General features: G+C 38.4%; 10 protein-coding genes and 1 pseudogene. 5 read left to right on the top strand and 6 right to left on the bottom strand.

Annotated elements, in window-relative coordinates; translation table 11 throughout:
- Positions 1-82: 82 nt before the first annotated feature.
- From AC0VZ4_RS12740 to AC0VZ4_RS12750, 3 genes are all read left to right on the top strand, one after another.
- A complete protein-coding gene (locus AC0VZ4_RS12740) occupies positions 83-2,452 on the top strand; it encodes a bifunctional diguanylate cyclase/phosphodiesterase (RefSeq protein WP_096792837.1) in 2,370 nt (789 codons plus the stop codon).
- Positions 2,453-2,874: 422 nt separating this feature from the next.
- A complete protein-coding gene (locus AC0VZ4_RS12745; RefSeq protein ID WP_007375877.1) occupies positions 2,875-3,762 on the top strand; it encodes a LysR family transcriptional regulator in 888 nt (295 codons plus the stop codon).
- A 54-nt stretch (positions 3,763-3,816) separates the two neighbouring features.
- On the top strand, positions 3,817-4,581 hold the full coding sequence (locus AC0VZ4_RS12750) for a YdcF family protein (protein WP_475439850.1): 765 nt from the start codon (positions 3,817-3,819) through the stop codon (positions 4,579-4,581).
- 78 nt (positions 4,582-4,659) lie between these two features.
- Here the strand turns inward: AC0VZ4_RS12750 and AC0VZ4_RS12755 are convergent, their stop codons facing one another.
- Complete coding sequence (locus AC0VZ4_RS12755) at positions 4,660-5,412, bottom strand: Nif3-like dinuclear metal center hexameric protein (protein ID WP_475439851.1); 753 nt, start codon at positions 5,410-5,412, stop codon at positions 4,660-4,662.
- 150 nt (positions 5,413-5,562) lie between these two features.
- Between AC0VZ4_RS12755 and AC0VZ4_RS12760 the strand changes: the two genes are divergently transcribed.
- Complete coding sequence (locus tag AC0VZ4_RS12760; RefSeq protein ID WP_007375880.1) at positions 5,563-5,919, top strand: hypothetical protein; 357 nt, start codon at positions 5,563-5,565, stop codon at positions 5,917-5,919.
- Positions 5,920-5,950: 31 nt separating this feature from the next.
- On the opposite strand, the gene AC0VZ4_RS12765 is transcribed toward AC0VZ4_RS12760, so the two are convergent.
- On the bottom strand, positions 5,951-6,427 hold the full coding sequence (locus AC0VZ4_RS12765; protein WP_007375881.1) for an HPP family protein: 477 nt from the start codon (positions 6,425-6,427) through the stop codon (positions 5,951-5,953).
- 96 nt (positions 6,428-6,523) lie between these two features.
- Here AC0VZ4_RS12765 and AC0VZ4_RS12770 point away from each other — a divergent pair, with 96 nt between their 5' ends.
- Complete coding sequence (locus AC0VZ4_RS12770; RefSeq protein ID WP_475439852.1) at positions 6,524-7,096, top strand: TetR/AcrR family transcriptional regulator; 573 nt, start codon at positions 6,524-6,526, stop codon at positions 7,094-7,096.
- A gap of 40 nt (positions 7,097-7,136) precedes the next feature.
- On the opposite strand, the gene AC0VZ4_RS12775 is transcribed toward AC0VZ4_RS12770, so the two are convergent.
- The 4 genes and pseudogenes from AC0VZ4_RS12775 to AC0VZ4_RS12790 all read right to left on the bottom strand — a co-directional run bounded on the left by AC0VZ4_RS12775 (position 7,137) and on the right by AC0VZ4_RS12790 (position 13,287).
- Positions 7,137-10,316 carry an amidohydrolase family protein gene (locus tag AC0VZ4_RS12775; RefSeq protein WP_475439853.1) on the bottom strand — a complete coding sequence of 1,060 codons (3,180 nt, stop codon included), beginning with the start codon at positions 10,314-10,316 and terminating at the stop codon, positions 7,137-7,139.
- Positions 10,317-10,420: 104 nt separating this feature from the next.
- Positions 10,421-11,245 (bottom strand): M90 family metallopeptidase, encoded by an 825-nt coding sequence (locus AC0VZ4_RS12780; protein ID WP_008138451.1) that lies wholly within the window; start codon positions 11,243-11,245, stop codon positions 10,421-10,423.
- 177 nt (positions 11,246-11,422) lie between these two features.
- A pseudogene (locus AC0VZ4_RS12785) lies at positions 11,423-12,061 on the bottom strand (chloramphenicol acetyltransferase).
- Between the two features lie 185 nt (positions 12,062-12,246).
- A complete protein-coding gene (locus tag AC0VZ4_RS12790; protein WP_337120151.1) occupies positions 12,247-13,287 on the bottom strand; it encodes a Leu/Phe/Val dehydrogenase in 1,041 nt (346 codons plus the stop codon).
- Positions 13,288-13,349: the final 62 nt, after the last annotated feature.

The raw sequence follows: 13,349 nt of genomic DNA on the forward strand, positions 1-13,349 counted from the left end.
TAAGCGTTTAAATTAAATCGAAATTTTTGAAATTGGTCTGATCAATGTCTGTTATAAATATAAAGAATAAAATTAGCTGCCTATGTCGAACAAAGTCGATACCAATGAAGCTCTGGAAATAAAAACTGAACAGCTTAGTATCATTAATCAGTTTTCATCTAGTTTATTACAGCTTGATACTCTAGAAGAGTTACTAGAATACGTAACAACTCAAGTCGTTAATAGACTTGGCTTTGTTGATTGTGTTATCTACCTTGCCGATGACTCAGCTTCTATATTAAACCAAGTTGCATCTATGGGGATCCCCCATCAACGCTACAAGTATAGAGCGCAACGAAAGGTAATACAGTTTAGTGAAGGAATTTCGGGCTTTGTTGCACGCACCGGTGAAGCAGTGATGCTTGGTGATGTAAGTACTGATAGCCGCTATATAGCAGATGAACGCCCTGCTCAGTCAGAATTATGTGTTCCTCTTATATATAAAGAGCAAATTTTAGGGGTAATTGATTGTGAACATCCCATTAAGAACTATTTTACTAATGCCCATCTTGAAATACTCACCACTGTCGCACATTTACTTAGTGCCAAAATAAACCAAGTTAATACTGTCAACAATTTACAACAAACTGTTGAGCAATTAAATAATGCGCAAAAACTTGAAAATAGTCTTTTACAAATAGCTAACTTAACTTATAAAGCCAGTGACCTAGATACTTTTTTTGAATCTCTTCACGGTATAATTAATAGCTTGTTACGTGCAGATAATTTTTTTATTGCACTTTACGATAAACAAGTAGATATACTCGACATTGTCTACATTGTTGAAGAGGGTATTCAAACAAGCACCCATCAAAAATTTTCAAAAGAGCAACTTAAAGACACTGCCTCATATTATTTACTACAAAAAGATCAACCATTACTTTTTACAAAAAAAGATTACAAACAACAAATAGCAGATGGCCACTTCAAAATGATAGGCCGACAATCCGAGTCTTGGTTGGGCGTACCATTTAAAGCAAATGAACGTATCAGTGGTGTTATTGTTGTTCAAAGTTATGATAAGTCTTTACATTACAGTGAGCATGACAGCTCATTATTAACGTATGTGAGCCGTCAAATTAGCATGGCAATAGATAGGCAACTTGCTCGCCAGGAGCTTGAACACCGTGCTTTACACGATGAATTGACTGGGCTAGCTAATCGTTCACTATTAATAGAACGTGCGAAGCACGCTATATTAAGACTAACACGTGCCAAAAAAGGCACCAGCCATGCGTTGTTATATTTAGATTTTGACCGATTTAAGAGTATTAATGATTCTCTAGGCCATGAAGTTGGTGACCACTTCTTAATTCGAATATGTGACTTAATTAAAGCCACCGTTCGTAATACCGATACCTTTGCCCGTTTAGGTGGCGATGAGTTTGCTATTTTCATGGAAAATATTACGCATCGAAACCAAGTCAACGAAGCGCTTAAACGGATTCAAACTGTACTTTCAAAACCAATCGATGTTGATGGTCATTTATTACAAGCTTCAACCAGTATCGGTATTGCATATAGTGATAATATAAATGATAAAGCTTATATATTACTTCAACAAGCTGACGCCGCTATGTACGAGGCTAAATCGACAGGTCGTGGGCAAGTTAAGTTTTTTAATAATACCATGCGTAAAAAGCTTAAGACTCATGCTGATATCGAAAACGATTTGCAACACGGTATTGAGCACAACGAATTTGAACTCTATTTTCAACCAATTTTTACCATCGCTGAAAGTGAAGTCATTGGTTTTGAAGCCTTAGTTCGTTGGCATCACCCTAAAAAAGGCTTTGTTTCACCGAATGACTTTATTCCTATTGCTGAAACCACTGGGCAGATTATAAACCTTGATTTGCACTTGCTCGATTTAGCTGCCCAACAAATTTCAGACTGGCACCAGCAAGGTCATCGATTCTTAAAAATTACAGTTAATGTATCATCTCGGCATTTTGCTAGTCTTGATTTTGTTGCGCAAATTCATGCTATTTACAACAAATATCAATTGCCTTTGGGTTCTTTATGCCTAGAAATTACAGAATCAGGTTTAATAGAGAATTTAGATCTAGCAACGCAAATTATAGAAGGCCTATCCCCTCTAAAAGTTAAGCTCTGTTTAGATGATTTTGGCACTGGATACTCTGCATTAGGCTATTTACATCAACTTCCGATTCATGTTTTAAAAATTGATAAGAGTTTTATTGACCACCTTCAAGATTCAACTAACCCGTTGGTTGAGGCTATTTTATCTCTGGCGCAATCATTAAAATTTGCTGTCGTAGCTGAAGGGATAGAGACTGTAGAACAACTAACTATATTACAATCGACGCAATGCGATTTTGGGCAAGGATTTTTGAAATCAAAACCTGTCAGCGCAAACGAAGCCATATTATTAATAAATAACCCCCTATAATATAGCCGATTTTACTCTTTGTTAATCGGTTTTACTTATTCTTACATGGATGTAAGCCTCTAAAGTAACGCAGAAGTAGTTATCGAGCTCACTACACAATTCACACCACGATTAAATCATCCTTAGATAACCTGAACTATGGATAATAAATCTATCTCGAGCAGTTATTTTCGACGCTAAAAATTACGTCCAGTTAAAATATATATTATTTTTCCTTCCTTTGATTCAACATGAAGCAAACTCATATAAAACTTGTAAAGTCAGTATTAAATGACTTCTATCATTAGAAATTTAAATTTTTAATAAATTTATGACAATAAACAGCAAAACTTTAGCCATCTAGACGTTGAAACGTTTTTTATATAGGCGTAGTATGTAATTAATCTGAGCTAAACTCACTTTTTCCATGAGAATTTTTAAAGATGATTGGTATTAAACATTTAAAAACCATAGCAACCCTAAAAGAAACAGGATCTTTGGTTAATACAGCACGAGAATTATTTTTAACACAGTCTGCTTTATCTCATCAAATCAAAGATTTAGAGAATAAATTAGATTGCCAATTATTCGAACGTAAAACTCAGCCAGTCCGCTTTACGCCCCAAGGAATGTTATTACTTGAGTTAGCTCACGAAATATTACCAAAAATGGAAGCGACTAAATGCCGTTTAAAAGAAAGCTTAAACCAGCCTATTTCTCAACTGCGTTTAAGTGTGGAATGCCATGCATGTTTTCATTGGTTATTGCCTACGATCAAAGAATTTAATAACTTTTGGCCTGATATAAAAATTGATTACGAGCGTGGTTTTAGTTATGACGCTATTCCTGACCTACTAAACGATGAACTCGACTTAGTTTTGACGTCTGATATACGTGAACCCGACACATTAGAATACGCGCACTTGTTTGATTTTAAACTGAAGCTTATTGTGGCGCCTGATCATGAACTTGCTAAAAAAGCATATGTAACAGCACTTGATTTGAAAAACGAAACCATTATTTCATACCCTATCCCGCGCGAACGCCAAGATATTTTTAAATACTTTATTCAAAATGCACGTTTCGATGGCACCTTAAAAACAGTTGATCAAGGACTCCTTATTTTTCAATTAGTGAGTGCTGGTATGGGTGTTGCTGCATTACCTGATTGGCTAGTTACCCCTTATGAAAGCCAAGGTTTAATAAAGTCCATCCCGCTAGGTGCGCTTGGGCTTACTCGACCGATGTACTTAGCAATGAAAAAAGATATGAAAGATAACCCTGTTTATCGCCATTTTTTAAATACCTGTAAGCTAAATAACGGTCGATAAATCGCAATCTAATGAGTAACATAAAGCAATACTCTTGTTTTTATGTTGCTTATTATGTTTGTTATTAAAAAAATGATTGGTGGTTTACTTATGCCACTACCTCTATTTGGTTTATTTGCGTGTCTAATGCTCCTACTCGCATTTAAAGGCCGCAAACCAGCTCTCTTCTTATCTACTTTAAGCTTAGTTGTATTACTTGCATTGAGTACACCCTTTATCGCCAATTTAATTATCCAAAATAATGAACCTGCGTCGCTTGCATTTAATGCCCTAAAGCACTCTAAAATAGACAAAATAGTCGTGCTAGGTTGCGACATAAACCCAAATTCGGCTTTAAGTTCAAATAATCAATTAGGTAATTGTGCGCTAACGCGCTTAGTCGAAGGTGTAAAACTTGCCAAGTACTACCCTAATGCAGAGCTTATAGTTTCAGGCGGGGGCTATCAAAATACCACTAATAGCGGGCTTATGTATCAAACAGCGGTGAGTTTAGGAATTAATAAAAGCCGTATATTCCAAAACCCAAAAGCAATGGATACCGGTGAAGAAGCTAAGTTACTCGCATCAAAATTAGTTGACTTTAAAGTTGCACTAGTAACATCTGTACTGCACATGCCCCGTGCCAAAGACTTATTTAATGCTCAAGGCATTAAAGTCATAACCGCAGCCACTGATTACCATAATTTTGCAGCGCTGCCGTGGAGCAAGCAGTTTATTCCAAATGCTCAAGCCTTACTTGTGGTTACGCAATATAGTCACGAAGTAGTAGGAAATACATGGATAAGTTTGCGCCGCTGGATAGATCCAGAGGCGCTGTAACTTATATAGTCCTAACCTGAACTCTGGACAATAAAATCTATTTCAACCAAAGTTCAGGTTAGCTAATAGATAGCCTAGTTAAACTGGGTTATCTATATCTATAAATATCACCTCAAAACCATGCTCTTGCGCTAATAACTCACCCAAAGCTTTTACACCATAGCGCTCTGTTGCATGATGCCCTGCTGCAAAAAAATCAATATTTTGCTCACGAGAGCTATGAATTGTTTGCTCTGATGCCTCACCGGTTAAATACGCGTCAATACCTTGCTCTGCAGCTAAATCAATATACCCTTGCCCTCCACCGGTGCACAGTGCAATAGTTTCAATTTTAGCTGAGCGTACTAAGCTTGTGAGTGGGGCCCGATTAAGTACTTTTGCTATTTTATTTGCAAAATCTTCACCATTTAGAGGCGTTTTTAAACGTCCTTTCATTGCTACGCTATTTGTAACTGGCTCAAGCCCAGCCTCTATTTCAATATCTAATAACTTTGCCAGTTGCGCGTTATTGCCTATTGCCGGGTGAATATCGAGTGGTAAGTGATAGCAAAATAAATTAATATCATTAGCTAGTAGCGCGCCTATACGACGCTTTTTCATTCCCGTTATAGGTTGGGATTCCCCCTTCCAAAAAAAACCATGGTGAACCAAAATAGCATCTGCTTGTTGCTCAATAGCAGAATCTATTAATGCTTGACTCGCGGTTACACCCGTCACAATTTTTTTAATTTCATTTTTACCTTCAACTTGTAAACCATTTGGGCAAAAGTCTTTAATTAAATGAGGCTTTAAAATGTCATTTAGGAGTTGGTTAAATTCTCTACGTTGCATATAACTTACCTTACTTTGCACTGAATTTTGTGCAAATTTTGGCGTTTATAGGCTTAAAATGGAAGGAAAATCGCAAAAAATTGAAAAACTGTTTTAAAATAGGTATAAATACGTCTTCTTTATCTGTGTTCACAACGTATAGGGTCTCTGATGAGCAAACTAGACAAAACAGAAGTGTTATCTGCCTTTGAATCAGCGTACGAAGCTGCCAATGGTAAAAAACCTGAAATCACAACTAAACCTGGCTGGTACAGCATCGATGGCGGTAAAAACTTACGCCTAGCTGATTTAGTAGAGCTAACTGAAGAATTAAGCTCTGGTAAAACGACACCCAAAGCGCCTGCTAAAAAAACTAAAACCAAAGCGGCTGCGCCTGTAAAAGCACAGAAAAAAGCCCCATTCACTGTTGTTACCGAAAATGAAGAAGGCTACACAGCGGAAGAGCTTTGGATTGTAATTTTAGCTCGTAAAGATCATGATTGTCGCTTACCGCGCGGTGTTGTTTAATCAACATTTATGATTTTTAAAAGAAACCGCGTTAAGCGGTTTTTTTATGCCTACTATTTACCGAGAAAGCCAGTAACCATTTTGCAGCAAAGCCACAAATAACAATAAACATCGTCCCGGCTAATACAGGCATAATCAAAAAGTCCCAACTCTGCCCTGATGCAATAATCAGAATAGGATTAGCACCTGCCGCCGGATGTACTGTTTTAGTGAGCATCATTAGTGTAATTGCAATGCCAACGGCCAATGCAATTGATGCACTGCCATCGCCAACATAAGTTACAAAAACGATACCCACAAATGCAGTTAAAAGATGACCAAAAATCACATTTTTTGGCTGTGCTAATGGGCTATTTGGAATACCAAATACAAGTACTGCTGTTGCACCAAAGGGTGCCATTAACCATATCCCATAATCACCCATGTTGTTCAACCACGCTAGAAATCCAAGCACAAGCGCTGAAAAAACACCGGCAACACAGGCTAATTTGATATCACTTAAATTCATTTTAATCTCTTACATTAAAAGTAGACTGACTTGTCTACACACGTAGAGTAGACAACTCAGTCTACTTGTGTCAACCTTTGTTTTTGAGGAGACTAAATGACTAAACAAGAACATATTGTAAATACTGCACTTACTTTGTTTTACACCAAAGGCTTACATGCTGTTGGCATTAATGAAATTCTAGCAGAATCTAACGTGGCAAAAAAAACACTTTATAATCACTTTGCCAGTAAAGATGAGTTAATTTGCGCGTGCTTAGCCAAAAGAGATACACAGTTTAATAGCTGGTTTGAAGAGATCTGTAATAAACCACTAGCTATTGAAGTCGCTATTTCGTTATTTACTGGGTTAAAACTATGGTTTGCCAACCAAGTACCAAAGCTTGGGCATTTCAATGGCTGTTTTTTTATAAATGCTGCAGCAGAGTATCCTAATGCTCAACACCCTATAGCAAAGCAATGTATGCAACATAAACAAACCATATTTGACATCATTTTAACTGCATTACTTGCTACACCCGAACTCAAAAATAATAAAGTTAAAGCGCTAGAAATTGCACATACCTTACTTACTCTCAAAGAGGGATTAATATGCCAAGCACGTGTAATGCATAACCAATCTCTCGTTATGCCAAGTATTACTTTGCTAAAACACATAACACAAAGCTAAAAAAAGCGGCTAATAGCCGCTTCCAAAAGATCAAAATAAATTACAGTTTTTCAAAATAAAGTGGTTCGCGCTCTTTTTTACCCACTTCATTCATTGTCTCTGCATTGAATAATCGACCATTGATCATTGTGTAATCTACTTTATCCGAATCTCGAATATTTTTAAGCGGATCGCCATCTATAACCATTAAATCAGCCAGTTTACCCACTTCAAGCGAGCCTACGTTTTTATCAAGCCCTAAATACTTAGCCGGATCGAGTGTCGATGCACGTATTGCCTCAAGCGGTGTCATTCCGCCTTGTGCAAACATCCACATCTCCCAGTGTGCACCTAAGCCTTCACGCTGACCGTGAGCACCTAAGTTAACTAATACACCTAGGTCTTGCAGCTCAGCAGCAACGCGTGCGTTATTAAAGTGATTATAGTGATGATCGGGCGCTTTAATGCGGCGCATAGAGCGTGGTAATAATTGATTTTTAGGCACAAATTTACTTAAACGTGGATGATTCCACACATCAGTTTTATCATACCAGTAATTTTCACCCCAAATGCCACCATAAGCCACTACAAGTGTTGGTGTATAACCAACATCACTTTGCGACCATAACTGCTTTATATCGTCGTATATGTGCTCTACAGGGATTGAATGCTCAATACCTGTGTGTCCATCTACAATCATACTTAAGTTATGTTGTAATAATGAGCCGCCTTCAGGGACAACCATCATTTCAAGCATCCGGCCTGCTTCAATAACTTGTTGGCGCTGCTCACGGCGAGGCTGGTTATACGATTTAACACTAAACGCCCCTACTTTTTTAAGGCGCTCTAAATGAAACTTTGCATCGTCTAACGAGTCAATATGCGACGTATAACCTGGCATATTTGCGCCATATAAAATAGTACCCGTTGAGAAAATACGCGGGCCAACAATCATGCCTGCCTTTTGCATTTCGCTTGCGGTAAATATTTCAGAGGTATCGTTTGATGGATCGTGAATTGTAGTTACACCCAGCGCTAAACCTGCAAAGTTTTTCCAGTTTTGCTCAGGTATAATTTCGTCACTTGCTTGCGAGCCATGTGCATGAGCATCAACAATACCAGGCATAATTGTTTTGCCTGTTACATCAATAACCTCAGCACCTTTAGGGATGCTTATCTCACTGGCTGTACCAATTGCTTTAATATGCTTGCCATCAGTGATAATCACACCATTTTCAATAACCTTTTCGCCGTCCATCGTTATAATTTTTGCACCAGTGAGCGCAATCATGCCTTTAGGCTCTGCCATTTTTTTACTGAAACCAATATTATCGCCACTTTTCACTTTAAAGTCGGCATCTTCGGCTTTGTTAATGGCAAACATCCCCTCAAGGCTTGCATGATAAAGCTCAGGCCCTAATGTCCAATAAAGTTTGTTGCTCTTAGCACTCCAGCTAATGTTTTCACCAGCACGTACCGATAACTGCTCTATTGGAAATTGACTGTCTTTAGGCCCAATATTAATTGTTTTACCACTTTGTACAAACGGGGTTACAAATACTTTAAATCGCTCTGCAAACGCTAAATATTTGCCATCTGGTGATACTCTAAATTCTGTCGCATGCTCTGACTCGTATAGTTTGCTAACTTTTTTACTTTCAAGCTCTACTACACTTAACGTTGGTTTTGGCCAAGGACTCATAATGAAAACACGATCGTTTGCATCTCCAAATTGAGGCTGATAACCACTTTTTGAAATAAGCTCACTTTTACCGCCTTTAGCGCTTACGCTATAAACCCCCGGATTAAGTGACCATTTAGGGTTTAAAATACTGCCGCCAGTAGCTTTTCGATAAACAACCGTCTTTCCATCTGGGCTAAACGTAGGCTCTACATATTTCCCAGGCTCTTTAGTAATTGTATCGCCACGACCACTGCGCGCAGACACAACCCTTACAGACCCTTGTTTGTTATCATCCCATGTGATGTAAACTATTTTTTTACCATCGCGAGAGTACTGTGGAAATAATTCGTAATGATCAGTTTGCTTTGTTAAACGCTTAATTTTACCTGACTCTAAATCACGTTTATAAATATGCCCAAGCGCTTCAAAAATTGCAGTTTCGCCATCTGGGCTTACTTGCACATTACGCAGCATTTTTACATCAAACTCATCAGTATCTAAGTTTTGTGTAAAGCGCACTGCTTTTTGAATTTTTTTACTTGTTTGCACTTTAAAAGGTATGGTTTTAACAGATTTGTCTGCAACATCTAGCTTGTGAATTGTGCCACCAGCCCAAAATACCAGTTCTTCATTATCGGGTGTCCATGCAATGGTTGGGTATACACCATGAATAGCCCAGGTTTCTTGCATATCTCGCTCAAGCTTATCGTAAAGCTTAGTGTGCTCACCGCTGGTTAAGTCATATAAATAAAGACTAGTTTGAAAATCATCACGCTTTATATACGCCAGTTTTTTACCATCAGGTGACGGTGTAGGCCTAATAGCACCGCCCATCGTATCGATTATGGTTTCAATTTCACCCGTTTCACGGTCGTAGCGCTTAATTTTATAAATGCCCGCTACAGAATCCTTTGAATAATGAAAGGTTTTACCGGGTGTTGCATCATGCGAAAAGTATACATAACGACCATCAGGTGAAAACATTGGCTCACCTAAATCTTTTTGATCGTTCTCGCGTTTTGTAAGCTGCACACCCTTGCCACCCGCTTTATGATACAACCACACTTCACCGGCACCTAATGAGCGGCTAGCTGTAAAGTGTTTACGCGCAACTAAGTAGTCGCCATCAGGACTCCATGCAGGGCTATTTAGTAATCTAAAGGTTTCATCGGTAACAGCGTGTTGATTTTCGCCATTTAAGTCCATTATCCAAATGTTATCGCCACCACCTTGGTCGGAGGTAAACGCAATACTTTTGCCGTTAGGACTAAAGCGTGGTTGCATTTGCCATGCAATATCAGAGGTGAGCTTTGTAGCTGTACCACCACTCATTGGCATAGTGTAAATATCGCCAAGTAAGTCAAACACCACGGTTTTACCATCAGGGCTAATATCTATATTCATCCATGTGCCTTGCTCAACGCTAATTGCAGCGTCAACAAATTGCCCCTTAGGTGAATCTACTTGCCATTTTTGTTCGTCTTTTTCGGCGGCATTCACTTGCCCTATCGCTAATGACACCGACAATGCCAATACTGTATGAAGCATTTTTTTCATGCGTTTCTCGCTTGTTTTTGTTGCTGTAAAACTATTTTACACAATTGCAACAAAAACAAGCACAACTTGCCAGTGTTATATGATAAAGCGCGGTTTATATAAGTTTAATGCCAAACTATAGGGTCAAATTGATAGTAATTAACGAGCATACTATAAATTTCAGGATCGTATCGGCGCAGCTCTGCGGGTTTTTCGAGGAAGGTTTCGGTGATAACAGCAAAAAATTCGGCTTCATTAGTTGCACCATAGCTGTGAATAACGTGTGGCATGCTATAAGCAACATGACTTTTCAACTGCGTAAACGCGCGGCTAAATACTCGGCCCCACTCTTTGTAATCTGCTGAGCTTTTTAAAAGTGGCGTGCCTGTTGTTTTTCCTGTTTCTTGATCGAGTTGATGCGCAAATTCATGAAAAACTAAATTATGTCCATCACTTGGCAAGCGGTTACCTTCAAGCACGTCATGCCAACTGAGTACTAGTGTGCCGCCAGGCCAAGACTCACCAAGCCTTACTGCATTATGGTAACTCACAAGCCCTGCACTATCGCGTGTTGATTGCGGGGCGTAATAAGCACTTGGGTATAATAAAATTTCTTTTACATTTTTATATAACGGCCACGGTTTATTAAGTACTAATACACACGCATCAGCGGCTACAATTAACTTCATTGCGGGTGTCAATTTTAAACCATCACAACCAACAAAGCGTTTTTCGTTTAAAAACCACGTAATATGTCGCTCTAATTTTTCTCTGTCAGCGTCGGTCATTTTTTTATAGATGGGCATACAACGCAGTAAAATATCTTTTTGCTGTGAATTTAAAGCAAAGTCTTTATATTTACTGCGCCATAATCGGTTTTGAATTGATGGCCAGCGCCAGAAAATCACCACAAAAAGAATTAAAACAACAATTAACAGTCCATTTATCATGGGGATTTCCTGAGCTAAGGTATGGTATATAAATATGTCCAGCGCACGTGCTTTTCAAGCATATAAGGTTATGTATTTGAATATAAAGTAATTCACATCGCATTACTTATAGATTACTTATAGATTACTTATAAATTGTTTACTGCTTTGCACTGCCGTTAAATGACGTGTTTAAAGTTAACCTTTGCAAAAGGAGTCAAATGTACCCTGCAATGTGTTTATAAATTTCGCTACGTGCAAACCATCCATTAATGAGTGGTGTACATCGATAGCTAAAGGCATTGTACCGGTGTGTTTATCAAACTGACCAAATACAAATTTAGGAATGCCTAAACTCTGCCCTTCACTAAATGCATGCGAAAACGCACTAAAATTCAGCCACGGCAAAACAGATATATGAATTAAATCTGCCTGCCCTTCTGTTTGAGCAAATGCATCAGAAAATAACGGCTGTAATTTCGCTTTTTTGCTTACGTCACTTGCATGATTTGCAAACTCTTTAAAATCGCTTGCGCTGTTAAAATAACTAAAAACAAACGTATCGTTTTCAGACAACTCAATCACACTTGCGCGAACACTATTAAGTAACCATGGTTACTTATCTATTATACGTAGCATTATTGAATCGTACTCATGGCACGCTTTTAAGGTGCAATATACATATGCTTGAAAAAAAGAAAATTGATTGGTTTTGCAATAGTCATACAGCGCTTGAGCATCTAAACGCACACACACATTAAAATAAGGCTGAGAAAAGTGTTTAAATAATTCAAAGTGTTGCTTTCTAGGCCAATTATCTAAATCGATGGGCTGCATGAGAGAAGTTGAGGGAGTCATAATTTGCCGCACAAAATTAAAAATGAAGTGTACCGCTGTTCAGTAATAATTGCATTAGGGTCTGTTGATCTTTCAAGGTTAAATCCGCAAAGATCAACACCCCTTAACTTACAGATAAACAAAAGGTGTGCAATTGCACACCTTTATTGCATTTTAGCTTAAATTTATAGACCGTTTTTAATGATCTCTTGGGCTAATTCGTCAGCAATTAAATGCGTTGATTTTTGCTCTTTTTCGCTGCGAGCAAAAATTTCAGTTAACGTATTAAAAATACCTTCAACATGTTTATTAGACGCTGCTGCACTGTAACCATCTGGCGCTGTTTCATAATAAACATTAATAATACCACCGGCGTTAATTACGTAATCTGGTGCATATAAAATGCCTTTTTCACGAATAACTTCACCGTGGCGAGATTCTGCCAGCTGATTGTTAGCACAGCCTGCAATAATAGTCGCTTTTAAACGCGGTATCGTTAAATCGTTAACGGTTGCACCTAATGCACAAGGTGCATAAACATCAACATCTAAGTCGTAAATGTCATCAATGCCAACCGCAGTTGCACCAAAATCACTTACTACACGGTCAATGGCAGCTTGGTTAATATCAGTTACAAACAACTCAGCGCCCGCATCATGTAAATGTTTACATAAACCATAAGCAACAGCACCTAAACCTTGAACAGCCACTTTCACACCTGCAAAATTTTGATGACCGCGTTGATGCTGTAGCGCTGCTTTAATTCCTAAAAATGTACCGTATGCTGTAAATGGCGATGGGTTACCGCTTTTACCTTCAAGACCCAGTACGTAATTAGTTTCTTTATTCATGATAGCTACATCAGCACATGTGATGTTTACATCTTCTGCTGAGTAATAGCTGCCATTTAATCGCTCTAACTGGCGGCCAAATGCACGGAATAATTGCTCAGATTTAATTTTTTTCGCATTACCTATAATTACAGATTTACCGCCACCAAAGGGTAAGCGCGCAACTGCATTTTTATAAGTCATGCCCTTTGATAAACGTAGCACGTCGTAAACAGCATCTTCGTCGTTCGCATAATCCCACATTCTACATCCGCCAACAGCAGGACCTAGGTTGGTATTATGTACAGCAATAATTGCTTTTAAACCCGACTCTTCATCAGAACAAAAAACCACTTGTTCATGGTTATCAAATTCAACTCGATTAAACACAGCCACTTAAAATACTCCGAAATAGTTAACCCGTGAGAGGGTATGCGCGCTGGAAATTGCCGAGACTT

The sequence above is a fragment of the Pseudoalteromonas sp. QJM3NY_22 genome (assembly GCF_056173065.1).